The 25,040-nt window shown below is 69.4% G+C and carries 18 protein-coding genes; 6 read left to right on the top strand and 12 right to left on the bottom strand.

Translation table 11 applies throughout. The features are described from left to right. Positions 1-17 precede the first annotated feature (17 nt). A complete protein-coding gene (locus tag AC1MEQ_RS18120; RefSeq protein WP_479792711.1) occupies positions 18-692 on the bottom strand; it encodes a M48 metallopeptidase family protein in 675 nt (224 codons plus the stop codon). Between the two features lie 134 nt (positions 693-826). On the opposite strand from AC1MEQ_RS18120, the gene AC1MEQ_RS18115 reads away from it, so the two are divergent. After that, positions 827-1,840, top strand: coding sequence for a TOMM precursor leader peptide-binding protein (locus AC1MEQ_RS18115; protein WP_479792710.1), 1,014 nt, complete (start codon positions 827-829; stop codon positions 1,838-1,840). Between the two features lie 13 nt (positions 1,841-1,853). Here AC1MEQ_RS18115 and AC1MEQ_RS18110 read toward each other — a convergent pair whose 3' ends face one another. Together AC1MEQ_RS18110 and nudC are read right to left on the bottom strand one after the other, a co-directional pair. Further along, positions 1,854-3,974: an ATP-dependent DNA helicase UvrD2 gene (locus AC1MEQ_RS18110; RefSeq protein ID WP_479792709.1), complete on the bottom strand. Its 2,121-nt coding sequence runs from the start codon at positions 3,972-3,974 to the stop codon at positions 1,854-1,856. A 4-nt stretch (positions 3,975-3,978) separates the two neighbouring features. Further along, a complete protein-coding gene (gene nudC / locus AC1MEQ_RS18105; protein ID WP_479792708.1) occupies positions 3,979-4,929 on the bottom strand; it encodes an NAD(+) diphosphatase in 951 nt (316 codons plus the stop codon). A gap of 208 nt (positions 4,930-5,137) precedes the next feature. Between nudC and AC1MEQ_RS18100 the strand changes: the two genes are divergently transcribed. Beyond that, positions 5,138-6,646, top strand: a complete 1,509-nt coding sequence (locus AC1MEQ_RS18100; protein ID WP_479792707.1) for a macrolide 2'-phosphotransferase — start codon at positions 5,138-5,140, stop codon at positions 6,644-6,646. A gap of 2 nt (positions 6,647-6,648) precedes the next feature. Here the strand turns inward: AC1MEQ_RS18100 and AC1MEQ_RS18095 are convergent, their stop codons facing one another. Genes AC1MEQ_RS18095 through AC1MEQ_RS18085 form a run of 3 tightly spaced genes read right to left on the bottom strand, consistent with a single transcriptional unit; the run spans position 6,649 to position 13,717 of the window. Continuing rightward, positions 6,649-10,107 (bottom strand): UvrD-helicase domain-containing protein, encoded by a 3,459-nt coding sequence (locus AC1MEQ_RS18095; protein ID WP_479792706.1) that lies wholly within the window; start codon positions 10,105-10,107, stop codon positions 6,649-6,651. Continuing rightward, positions 10,104-13,325 (bottom strand): ATP-dependent helicase, encoded by a 3,222-nt coding sequence (locus tag AC1MEQ_RS18090; protein WP_479792705.1) that lies wholly within the window; start codon positions 13,323-13,325, stop codon positions 10,104-10,106. Before AC1MEQ_RS18090 ends, AC1MEQ_RS18095 begins: the two co-directional genes overlap by 4 nt. Before the next feature lie 8 nt (positions 13,326-13,333). Beyond that, a complete protein-coding gene (locus AC1MEQ_RS18085) occupies positions 13,334-13,717 on the bottom strand; it encodes an MGMT family protein (protein ID WP_479792704.1) in 384 nt (127 codons plus the stop codon). A gap of 70 nt (positions 13,718-13,787) precedes the next feature. Between AC1MEQ_RS18085 and AC1MEQ_RS18080 the strand changes: the two genes are divergently transcribed. From AC1MEQ_RS18080 to AC1MEQ_RS18065, 4 genes are all read left to right on the top strand, one after another. After that, positions 13,788-14,468, top strand: coding sequence for an exonuclease domain-containing protein (locus AC1MEQ_RS18080; protein ID WP_479792703.1), 681 nt, complete (start codon positions 13,788-13,790; stop codon positions 14,466-14,468). A gap of 319 nt (positions 14,469-14,787) precedes the next feature. Then, positions 14,788-15,693: a MetQ/NlpA family ABC transporter substrate-binding protein gene (locus AC1MEQ_RS18075; protein WP_479792702.1), complete on the top strand. Its 906-nt coding sequence runs from the start codon at positions 14,788-14,790 to the stop codon at positions 15,691-15,693. Between the two features lie 115 nt (positions 15,694-15,808). Then, the gene (locus AC1MEQ_RS18070; protein ID WP_479792701.1) at positions 15,809-16,903 is read left to right on the top strand and encodes a methionine ABC transporter ATP-binding protein; all 1,095 of its coding nucleotides are present in this window, start codon (positions 15,809-15,811) and stop codon (positions 16,901-16,903) included. Continuing rightward, positions 16,900-17,559 carry a methionine ABC transporter permease gene (locus AC1MEQ_RS18065; protein WP_479792700.1) on the top strand — a complete coding sequence of 220 codons (660 nt, stop codon included), beginning with the start codon at positions 16,900-16,902 and terminating at the stop codon, positions 17,557-17,559. Before AC1MEQ_RS18070 ends, AC1MEQ_RS18065 begins: the two co-directional genes overlap by 4 nt. A gap of 168 nt (positions 17,560-17,727) precedes the next feature. Here the strand turns inward: AC1MEQ_RS18065 and AC1MEQ_RS18060 are convergent, their stop codons facing one another. The 6 genes from AC1MEQ_RS18060 to AC1MEQ_RS18035 all read right to left on the bottom strand — a co-directional run bounded on the left by AC1MEQ_RS18060 (position 17,728) and on the right by AC1MEQ_RS18035 (position 25,014). After that, the gene (locus tag AC1MEQ_RS18060; RefSeq protein WP_479792699.1) at positions 17,728-19,482 is read right to left on the bottom strand and encodes an IS1634 family transposase; all 1,755 of its coding nucleotides are present in this window, start codon (positions 19,480-19,482) and stop codon (positions 17,728-17,730) included. A gap of 137 nt (positions 19,483-19,619) precedes the next feature. Next, entirely contained in the window at positions 19,620-20,933 is a 1,314-nt protein-coding gene (gene hemL / locus AC1MEQ_RS18055) for a glutamate-1-semialdehyde 2,1-aminomutase (protein ID WP_479792698.1), read from the bottom strand. Between the two features lie 2 nt (positions 20,934-20,935). Continuing rightward, positions 20,936-21,919, bottom strand: a complete 984-nt coding sequence (gene hemB / locus AC1MEQ_RS18050; protein ID WP_479792697.1) for a porphobilinogen synthase — start codon at positions 21,917-21,919, stop codon at positions 20,936-20,938. Between the two features lie 63 nt (positions 21,920-21,982). Further along, positions 21,983-22,861, bottom strand: coding sequence for a uroporphyrinogen-III synthase (locus AC1MEQ_RS18045; protein ID WP_479792696.1), 879 nt, complete (start codon positions 22,859-22,861; stop codon positions 21,983-21,985). Continuing rightward, complete coding sequence (hemC, locus tag AC1MEQ_RS18040) at positions 22,862-23,860, bottom strand: hydroxymethylbilane synthase (protein ID WP_479792695.1); 999 nt, start codon at positions 23,858-23,860, stop codon at positions 22,862-22,864. Then, on the bottom strand, positions 23,857-25,014 hold the full coding sequence (locus tag AC1MEQ_RS18035) for a ferrochelatase (RefSeq protein ID WP_479796177.1): 1,158 nt from the start codon (positions 25,012-25,014) through the stop codon (positions 23,857-23,859). The genes hemC and AC1MEQ_RS18035 overlap by 4 nt, the downstream gene beginning before the upstream one ends. Between the last annotated feature and the right edge of the window lie 26 nt (positions 25,015-25,040).

The following is a 25,040-nucleotide window of genomic DNA, read 5'->3' as shown; positions in this document are numbered from 1 at the left end:
AGTCGGCCTTCGCGCTGCTAGACCCAGCCGGAGGGGGTCTCCTCCCATGAGTCGTGTTCATCCAGGTCCTGCGGATCATCCCACGCCGGCTGGCCATGCGGGTCCGTGGCGCTGCTGCCTCGGGTTCTGTGTCCAGGTGGATTGGCCATCCCGAAACTGACGCCTGAGAGGTAGGCCTTGGCCTCCGACCGGCGTCCATAGAGGCCCTCCAGGGCCTTGAATTGCGGGCCGTGTCCATCGTCGGCGATGAGGTGTGCGAGTTCGTGGACCAGGATGTAGTCCTGGACCCACTCCGGCATCCCCTGCAACTGGTTGTTCAGACGGATGGCGCCGGAGCCTGGGGACGCCGAACCCCATCGGGTGGTCTGGTTCCGGACCCACCGAACGGACAGTGGCTCGGCCCTGCCGTCCAGGTACTTGCGGTTAAGCATTTCCGCGCGTTGCATGAGTTCATCGTCGGAGTACTTCCCAAATCGGTCCAACGCCTTGGCCCGCCGAGCCAGGATGCCCGGGACCATCCGGTCGATCCATTCGTCCTCCTGCCGCAGACTCAAGGCCGCCGGAACGGAAATCACGGCTGCCCCGTTCTTCCACACACCGGATACCGTTCGGCGTCGACGTGTGGAGCGCAGAACCCGCACCGATACCCCATCCGGGGTGACCACGGCCCGCTCTGTCGGATGCTGGGGCATGCTGCTTCCTCTTTCCTCATCTTCGGCCGGCGGGCACGCGCCCACCGGAGCCTGTGGATACCGGGTTTTCGGCGGGTTCGACCTGTCAGGATATCCCCACCGGAACCCGTCCGGTCCGATCATTGGAGACGAACATGCGCATCATTCCCGGGCTTCAGGTCGTTAGCGTATCCGAGACCACCGTCCGTGTTGGAGGGCCCGACGAGGGATTGTGGATATCCGGTCTCTCGGCTGCGGACCAGGACTTCATCAGGTCGTTGGCCGGCACGTCCGCGCCGGCCGAGCAGCCATCCGCAGTTCCCCGCCTCGCCGGACCCGGAGCCGGTCGCCGCGAGGAACTGCTGGCCGTGCTGGCTCCCGTCCTGGAGGACCCCTTCCGGCTTCCCGGGGCCCTCGGCGCAACGCTGATTCCCGATGTCAACGCGTTCTCGGTGGCCTACGGGATCCCCGCAGGACACGTCGTCCGGAGCCGCAGCACGACGATGGTCAGGCTCGGCGGCCTGGGTCGTTGCGGTCAGGCCATCGCGGCGCTGCTGGCAGCCTCGGGAGTGGGCGCACTGCACTTGCATGACGACCTCCCGGTCCAGCCCGGCGATGTGGGGACGGGCCCGTTGCGCCTGGCCGACCTGGGCAAACCCCGCACTGTCGCCCTGGCACACCGGTTGGAGGCCTCGTGGCCACGAACCCGGCTCGCCCACTGGACCCCGGGCCCGGATGACCAGGGGATGGGGGCGCAGGTGATCGTGGTGACGGCTTGCGATGCCCTGCCGGATCATCTGGTGTCCCATCTGGCCGCGACTCGCATCCCCCACCTGCCGGTCGTTTTCGGCCCGTCTTGGGCCCGTATCGGTCCCCTGGTCATCCCGGGGCTGACCTCGTGCCTGGATTGCGCACAGCCCGCGGCTGGCCTCGAGGAGGCCGGACCCCGGGCGGCCAGGAGGCCACGGGGAGCGAGTTCGACCGCGGAGTTGGCATTGTCGGCGACGGCCGCGGGTCTGGCGACCCTCCAGGTGTTGATGCTGCTCGATGGGGTCAATGTCCCGTCCGCCGCCGATGCGGTGCTCACTGTCGATCTGGCCACGGGAGGGGTGCATCGGGTCCCGGTTGAGCCGAGGCCGGGGTGTACCTGCATGATCCCGGCGGCATGAGCGCACCTGCGGCTCAGGCGGGGGTCGAGCCCGCGCCGAGGATGTCGAGCACGTCCTTGCCGTAGCGTTCGAGCTTCGCGGACCCGACGCCCGAGACCTTGGCCAACGTCGTCGGCGTCCCTGGCATGGCCTCGGCGATGGCCATGAGCGTGGCGTCCGTGAAGATGACGAATGCCGGGACTTCGGCTTCCCGTGCAGTCTTCAACCGCCACTCGCGCAGTGACTCGTAGACCTTCTCGTCGTACGTCGAAGGACAGTCCAGGCAACGGCCCAGCTTGCGTTCGGCGGCGCTTCCCAGCAGCGTCCCGCACACCCGGCAGGTCGGCGGGGTCGCGGCCTTGCGCCGTTTGACGCCTCCACCCGGTGTTTTTGCCGCAACCCTGCTGGAGGATTGCGGGCGCAGCCCGTCCAGGAAGCGCGATGGCCTGCGGCTGGCGCGCCCACCCGGCGTGCGTGCCGTGGACCAGCTCAACGAGAGGTGCTTCCGGGCCCGGGTAATTCCCACGTACAGCAGCCGGCGTTCCTCGTCGTAGTCGCCCTGGTCTTCGGCGAAGGAGATGGGCATCAGCCCTTCGCTGATTCCCACCAGGAAGACTGCGTCCCATTCCAGGCCCTTGGCCGAGTGCAGCGATGCCAGCGTGACGCCTTGGACGGTCGGGGCGTGTTGGGTGGTCGCCCGTTCATCGAGTTCGGCCACGAATTCCAGCATGGTGAACGGCGTGTCCCGATCCGCGCGGGCCGTGGCCAGGTCGTCGGCGAGCGCGACGAGCGCCGAAAGCGACTCCCAGCGTTCGCGGACGGCGCCGCTGGCGGCCGGGGCCTGCGTCGAATAGCCCAGGGATGCCAGCACATCGCGGCAGAGCTGCGGGACGGCGTCGTCGGCGGGTTGCCGCGAGGCGGCACGCAGGGCGAGAATGGCGTCCCGGACTTCCCGGCGTTGGAAGAAGCGTTCCCCGCCACGCAGCTGGTAGCCGATGCCCTCGGCCGCGAGGGCTTGTTCGTAGGCCTGTGACTGGCCATTGGTGCGGAACAGGACGGCCGTTTCCGCGGGGGCAACGCCGTCGTCCATGAGGGAACGGATACGGCGGGCAACATGGGAGGCCTCTGCCTCGTCGTCGCTGCACTCGGTGAACTCGGGTTCGGGACCGGTGTCGCGCTGGGCCAGCAGTTCCAAGGGTGCCGCCCACTGCACATCTCGGCCGGCGGCGCCGGGTTCGAGGCGCCGGGAGGACAGGAGCCGGTTGGCCAGGCTCACCACCTGGGGTGTGGAGCGGTAGTCGCGGACCAGCTTCACGACGGGCGCCTGCGGGTGCGCGAGGGTGAAGTTCAGCAGGTGGGAGGGCGTGGCGCCGGTGAACGAGTAGATCGTCTGGCTGGCGTCCCCGACGACGCAGAGTTCCTCGCGTCCGCCCAGCCACAGGTCCAGGAGGCGCTGCTGCAGGGGGGAGACGTCCTGGTACTCGTCGACGACGAAATGCCGGTACTGCTCACGGACCGAGGCGGCGACACGCGGGTCCTCGTCGAGGATGCCCACGGTCAGCAACAGGACGTCCTCGAAGTCGATCACATGGCGGTCGGACTTGACGTCCTCGTAGGACTGGAAGAGTCGGGCCACGGTGCGCAGTTCCAGTCCCGCCGGTTCGGCGCGCCCGGCGGCGGCCTCGACATAGCCTTCCGGTGTGAGCATGGAGACCTTGGCCCATTCGATCTCCGCGGCCATGTCGCGGATGGCTGCCCGATCGGTGGTGATGCGCAGCCTGCGGGCCGCCTCGGCCACGAGTTGGGCCTTGTGGTCCACGATGGAGGGCAACTGCCCGCCAATGGCCTGCGGCCAAAAGTACTGCAGCTGGCGCAAGGCGGCCGCGTGGAAGGTCCTGGCCTGCACTCCCCCGGCTTCCAGGTCCCGGAGCCGGGTGCGCATCTCGCTGGCCGCGCGGGACGTGAAGGTGACGGCGAGGACCTGGTTCGGCTTGTACACGGAGGTGTGCACCCCGTAGGCGATACGGTGCGTGATCGCGCGGGTCTTGCCGGTTCCGGCGCCGGCGAGGACGCACAGCGGCCCGTTCAGGGTCGTCGCGACCGCGCGTTGCTCCTCGTCGAGTCCGCCGAGGATGCGCTCTTCCAGTGATGCCATGCTTCTAGTTCTCCATCTGGCGCGGTTCGGGCAGCGGCCCGCCGTACCAGTGTTCGATGAGTGCGCTGGAGATCGAGACCCCCGACGGGACGCCGATGGCCCCCTCGATGATGTCCCGGGACAGTTCCTCGCGGGTGAACCAGCGCAGGTCGATGATCTCCTCGCCGTCGGGCACGACGGCGGTGGACTCCGCCACGGCGGTGAAACCGAGCATCAGCGAACAGGGGAAGGGCCATGGCTGCGAGCCGGCGTACCGGGCGGCCCGGACCCGGATGCCTGCTTCCTCCCCGACCTCGCGGATGACGGCCTCCTCCAGGGATTCGCCCGGTTCCACGAAGCCGGCGAGCGTCGAGTAGCGGCGCCCACCCCATTGGGCATTGGCCCCGAGCAGGAGGCGGTCCTCGGCGTCGGTGATGGCGACGATGATGGCCGGGTCGGTGCGCGGGAAGTGCTGGGAATCGTCGTGCGGGCAGACGCGGACCCAGCCGCTCTGCACGGCCTGCGTCGGCGTTCCGCAGCGCGGGCAGTGCGTGTGGTTGGCATGCCAGTTGGCGATCGCGACGGCCTCGACGAACAGTCCGGCGTCATCGGCGGACAGCCCCGCCGCGACATCACGCAAGCCGAGCCAGTCGGCGTCCCCGGGCTGCATCCCCGGGGTCCGGTCCAGATCCGCGAGCACGATCTCCCGGCCCCCCGAACGCCCCAGGTAGACCAACCGCACGCCGGCCGGGACATCACCGGGCCCGACCAGGACCAGTGACCCGTCGCGTACCGGCGCCCGGCCCTTGACCAGGAGCAGGACCCGGGTGCCGTCGTCGTGCATCAGGGAGGGGAGCCAGGCATCGTCCATCCGGCGCTCGCATCCGCGGTCCACCCCGGTGCGGGCCAGCGGCAGGTCACCCAACAGCGGGTAGTCGAGGGCATGCGCGGCGACGGGATCCTGGCGAAATGTCATGCTCCTACCGTACTGAGGTTCCGGCGGTGCCCGCACACCGGTGGACCGCGGTGTGGATCCGACGGCGCTTCCGTCGCCCGTGGGCCGGTCCATGTCGCCTCATGACCTGCCCGGCCGCTGCGCGTTGACTGGGAGGCTTCGGGGATTCCGGCGACTCGCCGCCCGGTGCACGTGGCCCCGGGGCCCTCGGCGGCTTACGGTTGGGTACGTGAAAAGATCTCCCATGGAACTGGCCGCCATCGCGACCGCGGCGGTGCCCGGGTTGACCCCTGTCGGCGTCGCAGGCATCCCGGATGATCCCGACGACTTCGATTCGGCCCTGATCATCGACGCGCAGGAAAACCGGTGGCGCGTCCGCTCGCCCCGGCACGAGGAGTCCAGCATGCGACTGGAAACCGAGTTGACCGCGTTGCGTTCCTTCACCCCGGGCATCCGCGCTGCGCTGCCTTTCCGCCTGCCCTCGGTGGCCGGCACCGTGCGCCAGGGCAGCCTGCGCACCTTCGTCTACAACCACCTGCCCGGCGCCGTGATGGACCTGGAAGACCTGGTCGCCGCGGGCGGTTCGACCGCTGCCGACATCGGCCGCATCATCGCAGCGATCCATGCGTTGCCCGAGGAGCTCGTGGACCGTGCCGACCTGCCGGTCTACACGGCCGAGGAGTTCCGGCAGCGACGGCTCAACGAGCTGGACCAGTCGGCGACGACCGGACGGATCCCGCCACGCCTGCTGCGCCGCTGGGAACATGCCCTGGAGGACATCGCCCTCTGGCGCTTCAACCCGCGCGTCGTCCACGGCGACCTGCACGAGGAGAACCTCCTGCTCGACGACGGCAAGGTCGCCGCGGTGACCGGATGGACCGACGTCCGCATCGGCGACCCCGCCGACGACTTCGCCTGGCTCGCGGCCGCCCACGAGCAGTCCTTCGCCGACACGGTGATCGAGGCCTACACCGCGGCCCGCGGCGAGTTGGCCGACCCGCACATCATGCGTCGTGCAGCCCTGGCCGCCGAGTTCGCCCTGGCACAGTGGTTCACCCGCGGGGTGGCGACCAATGACGCCGAACGCATTTCCGAGGGGGAGCAGATGCTGCGCGACCTCGATTCGGACATCGCAGAATTCGGCGGACAGCCCATCAGCATCGTGGATCCTCCGCGCATGGATATCCACGGCCAGCCCATCCCCGAGTCCGCGCCGGAGGACGAAGCGGAGTCCACCGACGAGGCGGGGTTCCCCGGCTCCGCGGCAACGGAAGACGACGCGGACCAGCAGCCGGAAGCGGATCCGGCCTCGACTCCCCCGCATCCCACGATGCCGCCGAAGACCGCGGGTTCGGCCGTCTCGCATTGGGGGCCGGCAGAGGACGATCAGGAGTCCGGCCAGCAGGTGGGCGCCGTGGGACCCGCCGAGCCGTCCGACGCGCCGCCGCTGCCGGATCACGAACCGTCCGCAACCAGCGGCGATGCCGTCCCCACGCCGGACGCGTCCGCCGCCGCACCCGAGGACCCCGACGGGGCCGGCTCCGATGACGACGATGGTCCCGCCTTCCTGCGTGACATCGACGTGGTCGACGACGAACCCGAGGACTCGGACGCACCGGAGACCGGCAAGGCCCCGGCTCCCTCGACGCCAGGGGACGAGACGGACGCCATCCCACTGATCGTCATCGACTCCGACGACGACGGCACGCGCCCTGCCACGGACGCCAACAGGAAATAGCCCTACCCGGCACCGGTACCGGCCAGCGATCCGGTGATCAACGCCTCCAACGCGGCCTCGTCCGCCAGCCGTTCGGGTCTGATGGTCGTGCCCTGGCCCACGTAGTAGAAGGCCGCTTCGACGCTCTCGAGCGGGATCCCGTGCAGTCGTGACCACCCGAGCCGGTAGACGGCAAGTTGCAGCGACTTGGCCTCCAGGTCCCGGCCTGTGGGGACCCTGCCGGTCTTCCAGTCCACGAGGGTCCACACCGTCCTGCCCTGGGCGTCGGTGTCCTTGAACACGGCGTCGATGCGGCCGCGGACACTGACCGGACCCACCCTGGTTTCCAGGGGGACCTCGACGTAGGCCGGTTGCCGCTGCGCCCACTCGGACGCCAGGAATTCGGCCTTCATCTCCTCGAGCCCGTACTGCTCCTCGACGTAGGCGTCGGCCGCACCGGGGAATTCGCCCAGGTCCAGCATGCCGGTCGAGCCGTAGTGGTCCTCGACCCAGGCGTGGAAGGCCGTCCCCTTGCGGGCCGCGACGCCGGGCCGCCGGGGGACGGGGCGGCGGAGCTGCTCCAGGACCTGGGCCGCATCGGTGGCCAGATCCACGAACAGGGAAGCACGGACATGTTCGGGCGTCTTCGTCAGTTCCCGCGTGGCCTCGCGTTCGGCCCATGCGGCCAACAGCAGCCCGGCCTCGTGGTTCCAGGCCCGTCCGACGTCAGTGCGCATCGCTGCATCGTCGTCGGGGCATGCCGTGTCATCCGCCGCCCGCAGCACCTCGAGGTGGCGGTTGGTTTCCGCGGCGGCTGCCTCCAACATCAGGCGCCGGCCTGCCGGCTTGGGCTGGGCGACCCCGGCCCGGAGGACCACCGGACCCTCAAGTGGATCATAGGGCCAGCTGGACTCGAGCGGGTCTTCCCGAAACGGGTTCTGTTCCGGCGCGTCCTCGTCTTCGCACCACGCGGCGATACGCACCCTGGGTGTCGGGCCCTCGGCCAGCGCCAGCAGTTCCCGCAGAAACGGGGACGGAGCGGTGGGCTTGGAGCGGGAGCCGGTCCACACCGTTGACGAACACAGCAGGAGGTCCTTGGCGCGCGTGAGCGCGACATAGGCCAGCCGCCGCTCTTCGTCCTCTCCATGGGCCAACACGTCCCCGCGGAAGACGGCTTCCGCGTCGACTGCCTCGGAGAGGCTGGGCTGGTCGGTGTCCCATTGCGGCAGGTCGTTCCGGTCCCCGCGCAAGGGCCAGGGCAGTGACCCGTCCTCCTTCGTCCAGCGGGAGTCGGTCGTGGAGGGGAAGATCCCCTCATTCATCCCCGGTATCGCCACGACATCCCACTCCAGGCCCTTCGACGCGTGGATCGTCAGCAGCTGGACGGCGTCGGGGTTGGCTTCCTGCTGGACGATCTCCAGACCGCCTTCCTTCGCGGCAGCGGCATCGAGCCAGGTCAGGAATCCAGCCAGGTCTGCGCCGAGGTCGGTGTCGGAATACCCGGCGGCGATGTCGGCGAACGCATCGAGGTGCCGGCGTGCCGAATGGATGTTCGCCCCGGGCTTCGCGGCGACCTCGATGTCGAGCAGCAGGGTCCGCTCGACCTCGTGCAGCAGGGTAGCCAGGTCGTCGTCGGCGAAGCTGCGCAGGTAGCGGATTTCGTTTTGCAGCTTCTGCAACCGGGTCAGTGCCGTGCCGGTGAGCCGCCGGCCGGCCGAAGAGGTCCATTCGACCGGGGGCAGCCGGTCGAGTGCTTCGATGAGGCTGGCCTCCTCCGCCAATTCGCTGCGTGCCTCGGCGCGGCTGTCGGCGGCAGTGCCGTCGGTGGTGGTCGTGTCGATGTCGCGGGCATCGCGGATGGCAGCTTCACGGCGTCTGGCCAGGAAACGCGACCAGTCGGCGAAGGCCATGAGGTCTGCCGGGCCGATCCGCCATCGGGCGCCGGCCAGCAGCCGCAGCAGCGCATCCGAGCGCAACGGGTCAACCAACACCCGCAGCGTGGAGACGAGGTCGACGATTTCCGGCATGGCCAGCAAACCACCCAGACCCACGATTTCATAGGGGATGCCCCGCTGGACGAGGGCCTCCGCGATGCCGCCGAGGGCCGAGCGGGTCCGGCAGAGAACCGCCATGGTCGGCGCGCGGCCGTACTCGGCCGTGAAGGAACCGCGTTCTGCCAACAGACGACCGGCCAAGGCGGCGGCCTCGTCGGCACTGGTGGCCAGGCGGACCAGCTCGACCCGACCGGTCCCGGCGAAGGGGCTCTGGGCCAGTGGTGGAACGCCGATCGAGTGGGACGCACGGTTCGGGTCGACACGGTTCAGCCGTGCCGACACCGCGTTGGCGGCTTCCAGGACGTTCGCGGAGTTGCGCCAGGCGGTCGTGAGGAAGGCAACCGCGGAGGGGGTGCGGGAGCCGTCGGGTCCCCTCGCGGGGAATTCCTGTGGGAACCGGAACAGCTGCCCGGCGGACGCGCCGCGGAAGCCGTAGATGGACTGGTTGGGATCCCCGACCGCGGTGACGGCGTGTCCTCCGTTGAACAGCGAGGAGAACAAGACCATTTGAGCGTGGGAGGTGTCCTGGAACTCGTCGAGGAGCACCACCTTGAAACGTTCCCGTTCGGCATGGCCAGCTGCGGGTACCGTCCGCGCGATGCGGGCGGCCAGCGCGACGAGGTCGCCGTAGTCCAGCACGTTGCGTTCGGCCTTGGCGCGGGCGTAGCGCACGGCCAGGTCCGCCACGGTGGCGCGGGTCCGCAACTTGTCCAGCAGCTGCAGGGCCTTCTGCGCTGGCGCGGTCTGCTTGCCGACGCGGTACGGCAGTGCAGCCAACCGGTCGACCTCGGCGAGGACGTGGTCTCGCGCGTCGACCGGGTCGACCAGGTGTTCGGCGCATTCGCCGGCAAATTTCACGACGGCGTCGACCAGGGTGGACTTGGCGGCGCGGAGGTGCTCATACTCGCCGTCGTAGTCCTGCACGACCTTCAGCGACAGCTGCCACGCTTGGGCGCTGCCGAGCAGGGTGGTGTCCGATTCGACACCGATGCGCAGCCCGTGGTCCTGCACTAGCGTGTTCGCGTACGAGTGGTACGTCGAGACGGCAGGTTCCAGGGGGGCGTCGTCCTCCGGTGCGGGGACGATCCCGCTTTCGGCCAGCCGGACCAGCTGCGCCCGGATGCGCTGGGCCAGTTCCCCGGCGGCCTTGCGGGTGAAGGTGACCCCCAGGATCTGGTCGGGACGGACGTGCCCGTTGGCCACGAGCCAGACCACCCGGTCGGCCATGGTGGCGGTCTTGCCCGATCCCGCCCCGGCGATGACGAGCATCGGGGAAAGCTGCGAGGAGATGATCGCCGATTGCTCGGCCGTCGGCTGGTGCTGTCCGAGCAGGTCCGCCAGTTCCTCGGGGGTAAACCGCCGCCGTGGCGGACCGGTTTCGTCGTCGGTGGCGCCGTTCGGGCCCGCTGATTCGTCCAGATGGCTCATTCGGTGACCTGCCGTCCTTCGTCACACAGTGGGCAGACCGAGGGCAACCGGCAGCCGCTGCCGGTGCGTCCGGCCTTGGCGGGGTCGTGCCGGGTCTGGAATTCGTTGCCGGCCATCAGGCGTGCCGCCGCCAGCACCATCGGGGTGGCCCAGTCCTCGTCGCCGACCGGCTCCTGGGCCTGCTCCCCCGGGCTTTTCGTCGAGGTGCCCAGCTGGACCAGTGCCGCGCCTCCCGGGCGGGTGGGAAGCTCCGGGCCGAGGCCCCCGGCCAATACCGCGGCCTGGTAGCTGCCCAGCTGCGGGTTGCGTTCCACATCGGCCTTGGTCGGCGCCGATTTTCCGGTCTTGAGATCCACCACATAAGCCCGCCCCTCGGCGTCGACCTCCAGCCGGTCGATCACCCCGCGCAGCCGTACCGTGATGTCCGCGTCGGTAATCTCAACGTCGAAGTCCCTTTCCCGGGCCAGTAGTGTCCGGTCGTGGCTGCGCATCAGCAAGGCATACTGGGCCAGTTTGCCCAGCATCGTTTCGGCACGCTCGTGGTCCTTCGCCGTCTCCCAGTTCGGCGGCAGGTCCAGGTCCGGCCACCGACGGTCCAACTCCTCCAGGTACTCGGCTCCGCTCGCGGCCGGCAGGTCCTCGGCGATTGCATGGACCAGGGTGCCTAGGCTGCGGGCCAGATCGGTCGCCGGTTCGCCGCCGGCTGCCTGGACGAACCAGTCCAAAGGGGACTCCAGGGCGGCCTGGACTCGTGAGGGGGAAACACGGACCGGTTCACCATACGGATTAACCGGGGCGTCGGTGCTGGAGGGCAGCAGCCCCCACCATTCCGTGGTCGCCGCCCCGCGGACCCGCTCTGGATGAGCCGCCAACCGGGCCAATACGGCCGCCGCATCATGGGCATTGTCAGCCCGATCCGGGGCCGTGATTCCGTCTTCGAGGCGCTGGCGCAGCAAGGCGACCAGGGATGCCAGGGTGCGTTCGCGGGGCACCGCGGTGATCGGTCGTGCTCTCTCCTGGTCCGTCCAGGGAAGAACCAGGTCCAGGAATTGGGAGGGCTGGTGGTCCTCCGAGGCGACGCCGATGCAGACCAGGGAAGCGCGCGCCCGGGAAACGGCACTGGCAAACGTCCGCAGCTCGTCCGCGCGGGTGGCCCGCAACCGGGTGGCGGGGTCACGCTGGCGCAGGATGCCAGGGCCGTGTTCGACGACGTCGGCCAGTGCGCTGCTGCCCAGCAGTTCGCCGCGCAACCGCGTGTTGGGCCAGATGCCTTCCTGCATCCCGGGGATCAGGACAAGGTCCCATTCGTGGCCGACGGACCCGGCCGGCGTCGTCACGGAGACCGAGGGGCCGCTACCGCCGCGAGACGCGAGCGTGTCCATGGGCAGTTCCTGGCCGAGCACATGGTCGGCGAACTGGGCGACGGTCGATCCGGGCAGCTGGTCCACGAAGCGTTCTGCGGCCTGGAACAGGGCCATCATGGCGTCGAGGTCGTGGTCGGCCCGTGCGCCGGCGGCACCACCATCGAGCGCTGCCTGCTTCCATTTCGCCTCCATGCCGGAGGCGGACCAGAGCGCCCAGAGGGCGGTCTCGGCGTTCGCCGTCGGGAGTTGCAATTCGGAGACCAGCGCTTCGAGCATGCGGGCCAGCCGTTCGGCACCGCGGCCTTCACGGCCCAGCCCCGTCAGCAAGCCCGGTTCGGAGAAGATGCCGCGGAGCAGTTCGGTGCTGGACCGGCGGCCACCGGCCACCCGCTCCGTCCGGCGCAGGACCTGGCGCAACCGGCGGATGTCCAAGGCGGTGGAGGCACCGTAGCGAGAGGACAAAAGGACCTCAACGGCACCCGCCTCGGGCAGCAGGTGCGCGTCCTCCTCGGCTTCCGGGGGGTCCACTGCCGGGGTTGCTGCCGATTCCGTGGCGGCGATGCCCAGTCCCAGCAACGTCAGGAGCGGCCGGACCGCTGGTTCGTCACGCAACGGGACTTCGGCCTGCGGGACGTTCACGGGGATCCCCTGGGCTGCCAAGTGACGCGATATGGCGGCGACTTGCCCGCCGTTGCGGACGACCACCGCCATCGCGTCCAGCGGCCGCGAGCCCATGAGGTGCTCCTCCAGGAGTCGTTGGGTCAGCAGCCGCAATTCGTGGACCGGCGATTCCACCAGATGCACCTCCACGGTTTCCGGGCCCGGGTCGGCCTTGGGTTGCAGGAGGCGCCGCCCGGCTCCGCCGGTGGTGACGGGAATGCGTCCGGCAACGCGGGTCCAGGCGGCACCAATGTCCGCTCCCATCCGCCACGAAGTGTCGAGCTCCATCACCGTCGCCGGATTGCGGTTGGTGCCGTAGTCGGCGTCGAATCGGCCCAACAGGTCCGGGCGGGCTCCGCGGAATCCCTGGACGGCATTGTCCGGGGAGGCGAAGGCCAACAGGTCGCGGCCCGCCGCCAGCAGCTTCAGCAAACGGTGCTGGGCCGGGTTGGCCTCCTGGAGGTCGTCGACGGCGAACAAGGTGATCCGGTCGCGTTCGGCCTCGAGCAGTTCGGGCTGGTCTTCGAGCAGGTCCGCGGCCGCGGTGATCAGACCGGCCGGGTCGAATGCCTCGTTGCTGCCCAGGTCCAGCAGATCACGGTACTCCTGGTAGAGCACGGCCGACGCCGTCCATTCGGGCCGCAGGCAACGCTCCCCCAGCTCCTGCAGGTCGCCCGCTTCGACGCCGTACTCGGCCAGACGGTCGAAGAGCTCCCGGATTTCCTTGCGGAATCCTCGGGTGCCGATGGCCTCCCCCAACGAGTCCGGCCAGGCCGGCCCCGAAGTGATGCCGGCGGCATGGCCGGCCAGGAGCTGCCCAATCAGGGTGTCCTGCTCGGGTCCGGAGAGCAGCCGCGGCGGGCGCTCGACCGCCGGCAGGAAACCCAACAGACGGGCCCTGCGGATGAGGTCGAAGGCGTAAGCTGCCCAGGTCCGCACCGCGGGCTCGGAGAACGTCGTGTCTGTCGATGCCGAGAGCCGGTCGCGCAGGTCCCCCGCGGCGGTCCGCGACGGGGCGATGACCAACAGCGCCTCCGGCCGGTGGCCGGCGTCCAGCCGACGCACCACGGTCTCCAGCAAGGCGGTGCTCTTCCCGGTCCCGGGGGCGCCCAGCACCAGCACCGGACCGTGGCCGGCCTCCAACTCCGCCAGGCGGCCGCGGGTCCGTGCGCCGGTTCCTTCCAAGGTCTCCATGGCCCCCATCAGAACACCTGGTCCTGACAGTTGGGCACGGTGCCCGGCCCGGCGCCGTTGGCCAGCGCCGAGGCCACCGCATCCAGGAAATCGAAGCCATCGGCATCGGGCTGCCAGCGCGCCTGGGCGATCCGCACGCGCCCACGCAGCACCGGGACGTGTTCGGCGGTCCAATGCGGCAGTGCCCGTTGCTGCAGGTCAGCCGGCAGTGTTCCGTTCGCGCGCAGGACGCGCCACCACGGCAGCGGACCCGTGGAGCGCGCCATTGCCGCCCCCACCTGACGCGGCCCACCGGAGCCGAGTAGCTCGGCGATGTCGCCATAAGTCAGCACGCTGCCCGCCGGGATCCGGCCGGCAACCCGGTGGACGGCCTCGGCATACTCCAGTGACATGCCTCCCAGCTTATGCGCCACCCGGCCCGGCCGGCACCAAATCATCAGGCGTGGACGATACCGTGGGGACATGGACAATTGGCATGAGCTTCCGCGGGCAGCATTCGACCTGGAGACCACGGGCAAGGACCCCCTCGAGGCGCGAATCGTCACCGCTTCCATCGTCGTGGTCAACGGCCGGCAGGAGATCATCAACCACCGTGAATGGCTGGTGAACCCGGGGGTGCCGATCCCCGAGGAGGCCACCGCAGTGCACGGGGTGAGCACCGATCGGGCGGTGGCCTCCGGCGTCGCTCCGGCGGTGGCCGTGGCCGAGATTTCCGTCCACTTGCAGGACCTGTTCCAGACCATGCCGGTGATGGCCTTCAACGCCAGCTACGATTTCACGGTGCTGGCCCGGGAGGCCGCTCGCCACGGGGTTCCCGCCCTGCTGCCGCAGCCGGTGATCGACCCGTTCATCATCGACAAGCAAGTGGACAAGTACCGCAGGGGCAAACGCACCCTGACCGCCCTGTGCGAGCACTACGGGATCCCCCTGAACAACGCCCATACCTCGGTCGCGGACGCGGCAGCCACCATCGGTGTCGCCGATGCCCAGGTGCTGAAGTATGCGCGCGAACTGGCGATCGACCCGTCCGAGCTGCACAGCCGGCAGGTCGTCTGGGCGGCCGAGCAGGCCGCCGGCCTGCAGGAGTTCTTCCGGCGCAAGAATCCCGCGGCCCTCGTGGACGGCACCTGGCCCGTCCGCTGACCGCGGCGTCGGGGGCGGAACCGGCTGCCGAACGAGGCGCCCGCGCGCGGGTCATGCCACGTCGCAGAGAGCCATGTCACGAAATTGCGGCGGGCCCTCCGCTGCCTGTTGTATGGACCCGTTCTTAGCGCAAGGCCGTCGCGCACCGCATGCGGACCACCCAAATCCGCGCTCATCTCGAATATCGTTCGAAACCTCATGCGGTAATCTACGTCGAGTTCGATTTTGTGATGCCTTCATGGCCTGTTGGAATTGATTCATTCGATTTTTGGCGGTCCGCAGTGGCCGCTGGTCACTTCCAGCCGGAAAGAACACTCGCATGAAGAACATTCGCTTGTCCCTTGCCAAGTTTGCCGCGGTTGCGGCGGTCACCACCCTGGGCCTGACCGCCTGCGGTGGCGGTTCCGACGACGCAGCTGCCCTGCCCACCGACATCAAGTCCGTGACCATTGGTGTCGCCGATGGTGCCGAACCGTATTGGCAGGTCTACAAGCAGGTCGTCAAGGACGAGACCGGCGTGGACGTGGAGCTGAAGAACTTCTCCGACTACAACCAGCCGAACCCGGCCCTGGACCAGAAGCAGTTGGACCTCAATGAGTTCCAGCACCTGCAGTACCTGGCGACCTACAACAGCAAGAACAACAAGAACCTGCAGCCGATCGGCGCCACGGCGGTCTACCCGCTGCCGTTGTACTCCACCCAGTACAAGTCAGCCAAGGAAATCCCTGCCGGGGCCCAGATCGCCATCCCGAATGATCCGACCAACCTGGCCCGGTCGCTGATCGTGCTGGAGACCGCCGGCCTGATCAAGGTCAAGGGCGGTGCCAACTCGACGTCGACGCCAGCCGATGTCGATACCGCGGCCTCCAAGGTCAAGGTCGTCACCGTCGACGCGAAGATGACGGCGCAGAACCTGGACTCCCTGGCCGGGGCGATCGTGAACAACAACTTCGCCACCGCCGCCAAGCTCAGCAACGACGACATCATCGCGCAGGACGACCCGTCAGCGGAGTCGACCAAGCCCTACATCAATGCGTTCGTTGCCCGGGACGCGGACAAGTCCAACCCGACGTTGCTGAAGATCGCCAAGCTGTACCACGACCCCAAGGTCGTCAAGGCCATCAAGAAGGACCTCGGCGAGGGCGGGGTGTTCAAGGAGAACTCCCCGGAGGATCTCCAATCCGCGCTGCAGGTCATCGAGGACAACATGAAGGGTTCCAAGTAGCCTTCCGGAACCCCGCCAGCCAGACCCGCTGCGGCTCCCGCACCCGATATCCCGGGGCAGGAGCCGCAGCGGGTTTTGCGGGCCCGCAACCATCCACTGCGAGAAAGGACCTGCCGTGACTTCCATCGTCAGCTTCCGCGACGTCTCCAAGGCCTACCCGGGCCGCGGCGCCGCCAAGGGCAAGCCAGTCCACGCGCTCCGGGACGTCACCTTCGATGTCCAGAAGGGCTCCATCACCGGTGTCATCGGCTACTCCGGAGCCGGGAAATCCACACTTGTCCGGCTGATCAACGCGCTCGAGCTGCCCACCGGTGGCAGTCTCACGGTCAACGGCCGCGAGGTCACGGGCATGGGTGAAAAGCAGCTGCGCGGCCTGCGCGGTGGAATCGGGATGATCTTCCAGCAGTTCAACCTGTTCAATTCCCGCTCCGTGGCCAAGAACGTCGAGTACCCACTCGTCGTCGCCGGGTGGCCGAAGGCCCGGCGTGCCGCCCGGGTGGCCGAGCTGCTCGAGTTTGTCGGGATCTCGGAGAAGGCCCGCCAGTTCCCCAGCCAGCTCTCCGGCGGACAAAAGCAGCGCGTGGGCATCGCCCGCGCCCTGGCCACGAATCCCGAGATCCTGCTCGCCGACGAGGCCACCAGCGCGCTCGATCCCGAGACGACCACCGAGGTCCTGGCCCTGCTGAAGCGGGTCAACGCCGAATTCGGCACCACCATTGTGGTGATCACCCACGAAATGCACGTCGTGCGCTCGATCTGCAACCACGTGGCGGTCATGGAATTGGGCTCGTTGCTCGAGGATGGGCCCGTGTACGACGTGTTCGCCTTCCCGAAGAACCCGGCGACGCAGAAGTTCATCAGCAGCACCATCGCCGACAAGCCCTCCGCGGACACCGTGGCCAGGTTGCAGCAGCTGCATCCCGGCCGGCTGGTGAGCATCACCATCTCCGAGGCGCCCGGATCCGGCGCCGGGACCAGCCAGCGGGAGATCTCCTCGCTGCTGGCCTCCCGTCCGACAGTCCACGACTCGGTGGTCTACGGCTCGGTGACCGAGATAGCGCAGCGGCCCTTCGGTTCGCTGACCTACGTCCTTGAAGGTCCCGACGACGACGTCGATGCCGTCATCGAGGGCCTGTCGAAGATCACGACCGTCCAGCAGTGGCCCGCCGCGGTCGGGGCCGGCAGCGACGACGAAGGAGCACCGCGATGATCGACTGGACCACCATGGGCCCGCAGCTGGCGACCTCCATCCAGCAGACCCTCTTCATGGTCATCATCACGATGATCATCGGCGGGATCCTCGGCCTCCTGCTCGGCATCCTGCTCTATGCCACCCGGCCGGGGAACATCCTGCAGAACACGGTGCTGTTCAACGTGCTGAACTTCCTGATCAACATCGTGCGTCCGATCCCCTTCATCATCTTCATCTCGCTCGTGGGGCCATGGACCCTTGCGGTCATCGGCACCTCCATCGGCACGGAGGCGGCCATCTTCCCGATGACCCTGATGACGGCCGTCGTGCTCGGACGCATCGTCGAGCAGAACCTCGTGGGAGTGGACCCCGGCGTGGTCGAGGCGGCCCGCGCCATGGGCTCGAGCCGCACCCGCGTCCTGTTCGACGTCGTGCTGCGCGAATCCCTCGCCCCGCTGGTGCTGGGCTACACGTTCATCTTCATCGGCGTCGTCGACATGTCGGCAGTGGCCGGGTACATCGGCGGCGGCGGCCTGGGCGACCTCGCCATCACCTATGGCTACCAGCAGTTCAACTACGCGGTTACCCTGCTCGCGGTCGCGGTCATCGTGGTGATCGTCCAGCTGGCCCAGCTGCTGGGGAACTTCCTGGCCAAGCGCATGATGCACCGGTAACCCCGGACACGGATAAGGCGGTGTTTCCCGGTGTGGCCGGGAGACACCGCCTTCCTGCTGCCCGGACCTGCCGGCCCGGACCGGGCCTAGGCCGAAGTTACGTTTCTTGAGATGAGGAGATCCCCGCGTTGGCGGGGATCTCCTCGTTTTTCGTGGTGTGGTGTCTGGCTACTTTCGTTGGTTTTCGAGGTGGTGGTCGATCAGTTCGGTGGCTTGGCGTTGGGCCTGTGTGGGCAGCGCGGTGAGTTCGAACGTGGCCTCGGTGCCGGCTGCACGCAGGGTGTTGCGGGTGCGGGTGGCCAGGTGAGCCAGCAGGGACTGGTAGCCATGGGCTGGCGTCCCGTCGGTGAGTGTCCGTCTGGAGGCCTTGGTCTGGGCTTCGGGTGAGCGGGTGGCTGCGGTGACCGGGTTCTCGGGGGTGGGGCGGTCCTCGTCGGTGTAGGTCAGGGGCGCCCAGGCATGGCGAAGGTGCCAGGTCAGGTGCCCGGCGAGCATGCAGAGCAGGACGTGGGCGCGGGTGCGCTCCTCAGTGTGGTGGTGGATGGGCCGGATACGCAAGTCCACGGATTTGAGCGACTTGAAGATCTTCTCCACGTTCGCCAGCGACTTGTAGACCCTGACGGCCTCCTCGGCGTCCATCCGGTCGCTGGGCACGCAGGTGCGGATCACGTAGAGCCCGTCGAGGGCGGCCTCTGCGGCGATCTCGGCTTGGCGGCGGGTGTAGGTGAGGTTGTTGTCGGTGATGGTGAGCTCGAAGTGCTTGGCCATCTTGTACTTGTCGACGCTCTTGCCGACCTTGATGCCGATCCGTCCGGCCCCGGCGAGCCTGCCGGCTTTCACGGCGGCTTTGATGGTGGCCAGTTCGGTTTCTGTGGCGGTGAGCAGTTCGTCGCGTTTGCGGGCCCGTTCGGCGGCCAGGGCGGGGTTGCGGCAGGCGATGAGGCGTTCGCCGGGATAGTCGGGGTGGCTGATCTCGGCCAGGTCCTGCTCGTCGAACAGGCTCATCTGCAAGGGCCCGTCGTCCGCGGCGAGGGCCTGGATCGCCGGGGCACGCAGGCAGGTCACCCAGCCCAGGCCGCCGAGGGCGGCGAGCTGGCGGATCCGGGCGGAGGTGATCATGCCGCGGTCCCCGACCATGACCATGTCCTCGACCCCGGCCAGGTCCTTGATCTCGCTGGCGATGGCGGTGAACGCGGCCGGGTCCGCGGTGTTCCCGGGCACCACCCGCACCGCGATCGGGATGCCCTCGCGGGTGGAGAGCATCCCGTATTCGATCTGCTCCACGCCCTTCTTCTTGTCGCGGGAGTAGCCGCGGGCGGCCAGCGGGTTGTGGTGCCCGGTGACCCAGGAGGAGGAGAGATCGAACAGCGCGAGCTTGTCCGGGTTCGCCCCGGCGCCGAGGTACCGGTGGGCGAGCTTGGACTCGATGGCCGGCTGGCGGGCGAGCAGCCAGTCCATCGCGTGATAGGCCTCGTCCGTGGACACCGGGCCGAGGTCGGCGGCCAGGGTGGTGTCGGCGAACCAGCGCAGCGAGGCGAGCTTCGAGGCCGGGGCGCAGATCCTGGCCGCGAGCAGGCCCATGACCACATCGCGTTCGCGGCAAGCCGGGCCGAGCATGGCCTCGAACCCCAGTCCGTGGGCCATCCTGTTCACCGCGTCGATGTGTCCGGTGGGCAGGGACCGGGTGACTTCCAGGCCGGCGGTGGCCTCGATGAGGGTCTTGCCGGCCAGGGAGGCGCGCAGGTCCTGGACCGCGTTATCGGGCAGGGAGGCCAGGTTCGCCAGGGTCTCGTGCTTGACCTTGCCGTCTTGGCGGTAGGAGCGGCGCAGCAACACGGATTCGTATTCGACGGGTTCCCCGGCCTTGTTCACCCGCCTGGACTTCGTCCGGGCTACGTGGACGGCCTGCTGCGTCTTTGCCATGTTCAGAGACTACGCCCGAAAGCGTGATGCAACGGTATCGACACGCCAGAATTTAGTGGCTACATTGTCGGACCGGAAAGAGGGCTGATCACCCGGAACCATTGGGAACCAGAGTGATCAGCCCACGTAACTTCGGCCTAGGTGCTGGGCGCCGCGGCAGCCGCGGCGCGCGCTGCGGCGGGCAGGGCACCGGTGATCCGTTCCATGGCGGCGTCGTCGTGCGCCGCGGAGAGGAACCAGGCCTCGAACACGCTGGGCGGGAGGTAGACGCCGGACTCCAGCATCGAGTGGAAGAACGGTGCGTAACGGAACGCCTCCTGGCCCTGGGCCTGGGCGTAGTCGTGGACCCCATTCGCCGACGTGCCAAAGGCCACGGAGAAGAGGTTCCCCGCGGTTTGGATGGAATGGTCCACCCCGGCGGCCTCGAAGGCCCGTCGCACCGCGGCCTGCAGCTCGGCGCTGCGGGCGTCGATGTGGGCATAGACCTCTGCCGTGGCGTGCGTGAGCGTGGCGATCCCCGCGGCCATGGCGACGGGGTTCCCGGAGAGGGTGCCCGCCTGGTAGACCGGGCCCAGCGGGGCCAGGTGGTCCATCACCTCGGCGCGTCCGCCCAGGGCGGCGGTGGGCAGCCCGCCGCCGATGACCTTGCCGAAGGTGAACAGGTCCGGCGTCCAGCCCTCGTGGACGCCGGTCAACCCCCAATACCCGGCGGGGCCGGTGCGGAAGCCGGTGAGGACCTCGTCGAGGATCAGCAGCGACCGGTGCTCCGACGTGATGCGCGACAGGGCGGCGTTGAAGCCGTCCGCGGGGGTGACGACGCCCATGTTCGCCGGGGCCGCCTCGGTGATGACTGCGGCGATGCGGGGCCCGTGTTCGGCGAAGGCCGCCTCGACGGCGGCGACGTCGTTGTATGGCAGCACGAGCGTCTCTGCGGCGGTGGCAGCGGTGACCCCGGCGGACCCGGGCAACGCCAGCGTGGCGAGTCCGGATCCGGCGGCGGCGAGGAGCCCGTCGAGGTGGCCGTGGTAGCAGCCGGCGAACTTCACGATGAGGTCGCGGCCGGTGTAGCCGCGGGCCAGCCGGACGGCGGTCATGGTCGCCTCGGTGCCGGTGGAGACCATCCGCATCCGTTCGACGGCGGGGACCCGGCCGGTGACGAGCTGGGCCAGGCCGGCTTCGTCGGGCGTCGACGCGCCGAAGGACAGGCCGCGGTCCACGGCGGCGTGCACGGCCTCCTGGACTGCGGGGTGTTTGTGTCCGAGCAGTGCCGGGCCCCAGGAGCAGACGAGGTCGACGTAGTCGTTTCCGTCGGCGTCGGTGAGGTGGGCGCCGTCGGCGCCGACGATGAACGGGGGGACGCCGCCGACGGAGCCGAAGGCGCGGACCGGCGAGTTCACTCCCCCGGGCATCAGGGCGCGTGCGATGTCGAAGAGTTCCTGCGAGGTGGGCATGGTTACTTTCCTTCCTTCAGCCAGCCGGCGAGTTCGGCGGCCCAGTAGGTCAAGACGGTGTCGGCGCCGGCGCGGCGGATGGAGAGCACCGATTCGCTGATGGCGGCGCGGCGGTCGATCCAGCCGTTGCCGGCCGCGGCCTCGATCATCGCGTATTCGCCGGAGATCTGGTAGGCGGAGACGGGAACCGGAGACATCGCGGCGACGTCGGCCAGGATGTCCAGGTAGCTCATGGCCGGCTTGACCATGATGAAGTCGGCGCCTTCCTCCAGGTCGAGTTCGACCTCGTGGATCGCCTCGCGGCGGTTGGAGGCGTCCATCTGGTACGTGCGGCGGTCACCGGAGAGCTGCGAGTCCACGGCCTCGCGGAAGGGGCCATAGAACGCCGAGGCGTATTTGGCGGCGTAGGCCAGCACGGGGATGTCCTCGAATCCGGCGGCGTCCAGGGCCTGGCGGATGACGGCGACCTGGCCGTCCATCATCCCCGAGGGGGCGACCAGGTGGGCTCCGGCGCGGGCCTGCTCGACGCCCATTCTGCCGTAGATCTCCAGGGTCGCGTCGTTGTCCACGCGGCCGTCTGCATCGAGCACGCCGCAGTGGCCGTGGTCGGTGAACTCGTCCAGGCAGAGGTCCGACATGATGATGAGGTCGTCGCCTACCTCCGCGCGCACGTCGGCAATCGCCTGGTTGAGCACGCCCGCCGGGTCCAGTCCGGCGCTGCCGGTGGCATCACGGGTGGCGGGGACGCCGAAGAGCATCAGGCCCCCGAGGCCGAGTTCCACGGCCTCGGCGGCGGCCCGCTTGAGCGAGTCGGTGGTGTGCTGGACGACGCCGGGCATGGAGTCGATCGGCCGGGGCTCGGTGAGGCCCTCGCGGATGAAAGCGGGCAGGATCAGATGGCGGGGGGCGAGGTCGACTTCGGCGACCAGGCGCCGCATGGCAGCCGTGGTGCGCAGCCGGCGGGGCCGGTGGGTGGGGAAAGACATCGTGGCCTTCGACTTTCTGCCGCAAGGGGCAATCGGGAATGGGTTTGGTGGTGGGTGGGGCGCTCAGCCGCCGGCTGGTACGTCCCCGTGCAGGGCCCGTTCCCAGGCGTCGGCAAGGCCTGCCGGGGTGGGGGTCGATGCGGTGGCGGTCGGTTCCCATCCGTTCCCGCGTAGTTCGGTGGCGGTCGGGTCCCCGATGGCGATCGCCATGAGGCCCGGTGGTGGTGATCCGGCCAGGGCCAGGTAGCGGCGCACGATGCTCGGGGAAGTGAACAGCACGACGTCGATCCCCGGTGGTGTCCCGTGGGCTGCTTCCAGCTCCGCGGGAACCAGATCGGGTTCCGGCGTGTCGGTCTGCGGGCCGGCCAGGGCACGCTCCGGGGCGGCCGGGGCGTCGACGGTGCGATAGGCGGTGGCGACCACGGGGTCGGCGCCCCAGGCCCGCAATCCGTCGGCCAGGGTGGGCGAGGCGATGTCCGTCTGCGGCATGAACACCGTGGTTCCGCCGGTGGGGCGCAGCACCGGTGGCCATTCGGCCAGCATGCCGCGGGCCGAATGGTCATGGACCGGGACGACGTCGACCGGCAGTCCCGCCGCCATGGCCGCTGCGGCGGTGGCCTCCCCCACCACGGCGACCCGCGTGCCGGGGGCCACCGGCAAGCGCGCGTCAGCGTCGGACACCAGGCCCAGCGCCGTGGCCCGCCGCCAGAGGGACCGAAGGGTGGTGCGCGAGGTGATCACCAGCCAGTCGAATCCGCCATCGGCCAGGCGTTGCACCCCGTCGTCGAGCACTGTGGTGTCCTCGGGGAGCTCGAAGTCGATCAGCGGGCACAACACGGTCGCCGCGCCGCGGGACGCGAGTTCGGCGATGGTGGGCGCGGCGCGGTCCGCGCTGCGCAACAGCAGCGCGGTCCGGCCGGCCAGGGTTGGGTGTTCGGGCACCTAGAGTCCCGCCAGCTCCGCGGCACCGGCGTCGAGTAGTTCCTCGGCCAACCGGATACCCAGTTCGCGCGCCCCGTCGATGCCGGGGGTGCGTGCGGTGGCGTCACGGCGCAGCGTGCTGCTGCCGTCCGGGGCACAGACGACGCTGGTCAGCACCAGCGAGTCGCCGACCTGTCGGGCGAGGGCTCCGATGGGCGCCGCGCAGCCGGCCTCGAGGCGTCCGAGCAGCGCGCGTTCGGCGGTGATCGCCAGGCGGGTCGGTTCGTCGTCGAGCGCCTGCAGGGCGGCATCCACCGCGGCGTTGCCGGTGCCGTCGGCGCGTACCTCCACCGCCAGGGACCCCTGCCCGGGGGCGGGCAGCATGATCTCCGGATCGAGGTATTCGGTGATGTGTCCGGCCAGCCCGAGGCGTTCGAGTCCGGCGGCGGCCAGGACGACGGCGTCAAGGTCACCGTGGACACCGCGGCCCACGCCGCCGTCGTCCTCCGGGCGCGCGGTGCCTGCGACCCGGCCCAGCCGGGTGCCGACGTTACCGCGGATGTCCACGATCTGCAGGTCCGGGCGGGCTGCCTTCAGCTGGGCGCCGCGGCGCGGGGACCCGGTGCCGACCTTCGATCCATCCGGCAGCTGGTCCAGGCGCAGGCCGTCACGCGCGCACAGGGCATCGCGGACGTCGACGCGCACCGGGGTGGCGGCGATGACCAGGCCCTCGGGTTGGGTGGTGGGCAGGTCCTTGAGCGAGTGGACGGCCACGTCGCAGCCGCCGTCGAGCAGCGATAGGCGCAGTGCTGCGGCGAATACCCCGGTGCCGCCGAGCTGCGACAGCGGACCGCTGGTGACGTCGCCCTCGGTCTTGACCCGGACCAGTTCGTAGCCGGCACCGCTGGTGGACGCCAGCGCGTCGGCAACGGTCATCGTCTGGGTCATGGCCAGCGCGGAACCGCGCGTGCCCACCCGGAAGCCGGTGGCCGTCGTCGTGCCCTCCTCCAGGGTGCTCATGGTGCGGGCACCCCGACCTCCGAGTCGACCGCGGCGATGGTGGGCTTGACGGTGCCGTCGCGCATCACCTTGGAGCAGCAGTTGGGCCGGCAGACGTCGAACCACGGGCCGAGTTCCACCTCGGACGCGCGCCCCTCCAGCAGGGCGGATCCGTCGGGACCGGCGAGCCGTTCGGAGAGCAGGTCCACGATGCCACGCACGAACTTCGTGTGCGTTCCCGGCGTGGGTACCCGGTGGAAGGCCAGCCCGAGCTCGGCGCAGGTGTCCTTGGCCTCGGTGTCCAGGTCCCAGAGGACCTCCATGTGGTCGGAGACGAAGCCGATCGGCACGACGACGACGCCTCCGGTGCCCTGCCGGTGGTATTCGGCCAGGGCGTCGTTGATGTCCGGCTCCAGCCAGGGAACGTGCGGGGCGCCGGAACGGGATTGGAAGACCAGTGAGTGTTCCAGTCCGGCGGCCTCGGGGACCTGCGCCAGGATGGCCCGGCCGACGGCCAGGTGCTGGGCCGAGTACACGTCGGTGTCCAGGGACGCGGCGAGGTCGCGCGGGCCGGCGGCCTGGGCGTCGGAGGTGGGGATGGAGTGGGTGACGAAGACGATCCGCACGGGTGCCTCGGGCGTTCCGGCGGCGGCAAGCTGGGCGCGTACGTCGGCCAGGCCGGCGGTGACGCCCTCGGCGAAGGGGTCCACGAAGCCGGGGTGGTCGAAGTACTGGCGGACCTTGTCGACCTCCAGCTTGCCCTCCAGGCCGGTTGCGCGCAGGGCGGTGCCGAGGTCCTCGCGGTACTGCCGGCAGCTGGAGTAGGAGGAGTAGGCGCTGGTGGAGATCATCAGCACCCGGCGGTGTCCGCCGTCGTACATCTCCTGCAGGGTCTGCGGGATGTACGGGTCCCAGTTGCGGTTGCCCCAGTAGACCGGGAGGTCGATGCCGCGGTCGGCGAGCTCGGCCTCCAGGGAGGCCTTCAGGGCGCGGTTCTGCGCGTTGATGGGGCTGATCCCGCCGTTGGCGCGGTAGTGGGTGGCGACCTCCTCGAGGCGCTCGTCCGGGATGCCGCGCCCGCGGGTGACGTTGCGCAGGAACGGGATCACGTCGTCCTGGCCCTCGGGCCCGCCGAAGGAGGCCAGCAGGATGGCGTCGTATGGCTTGGGGGCCATGCGCCCGGAGGCGTCGTAGCCCTCGC

This window comes from Arthrobacter sp. ASL1 (assembly GCF_056680475.1).
Note: the sequence above shows the minus strand (reverse complement) of the source record. Positions and strands in the feature narration are given on the sequence as shown.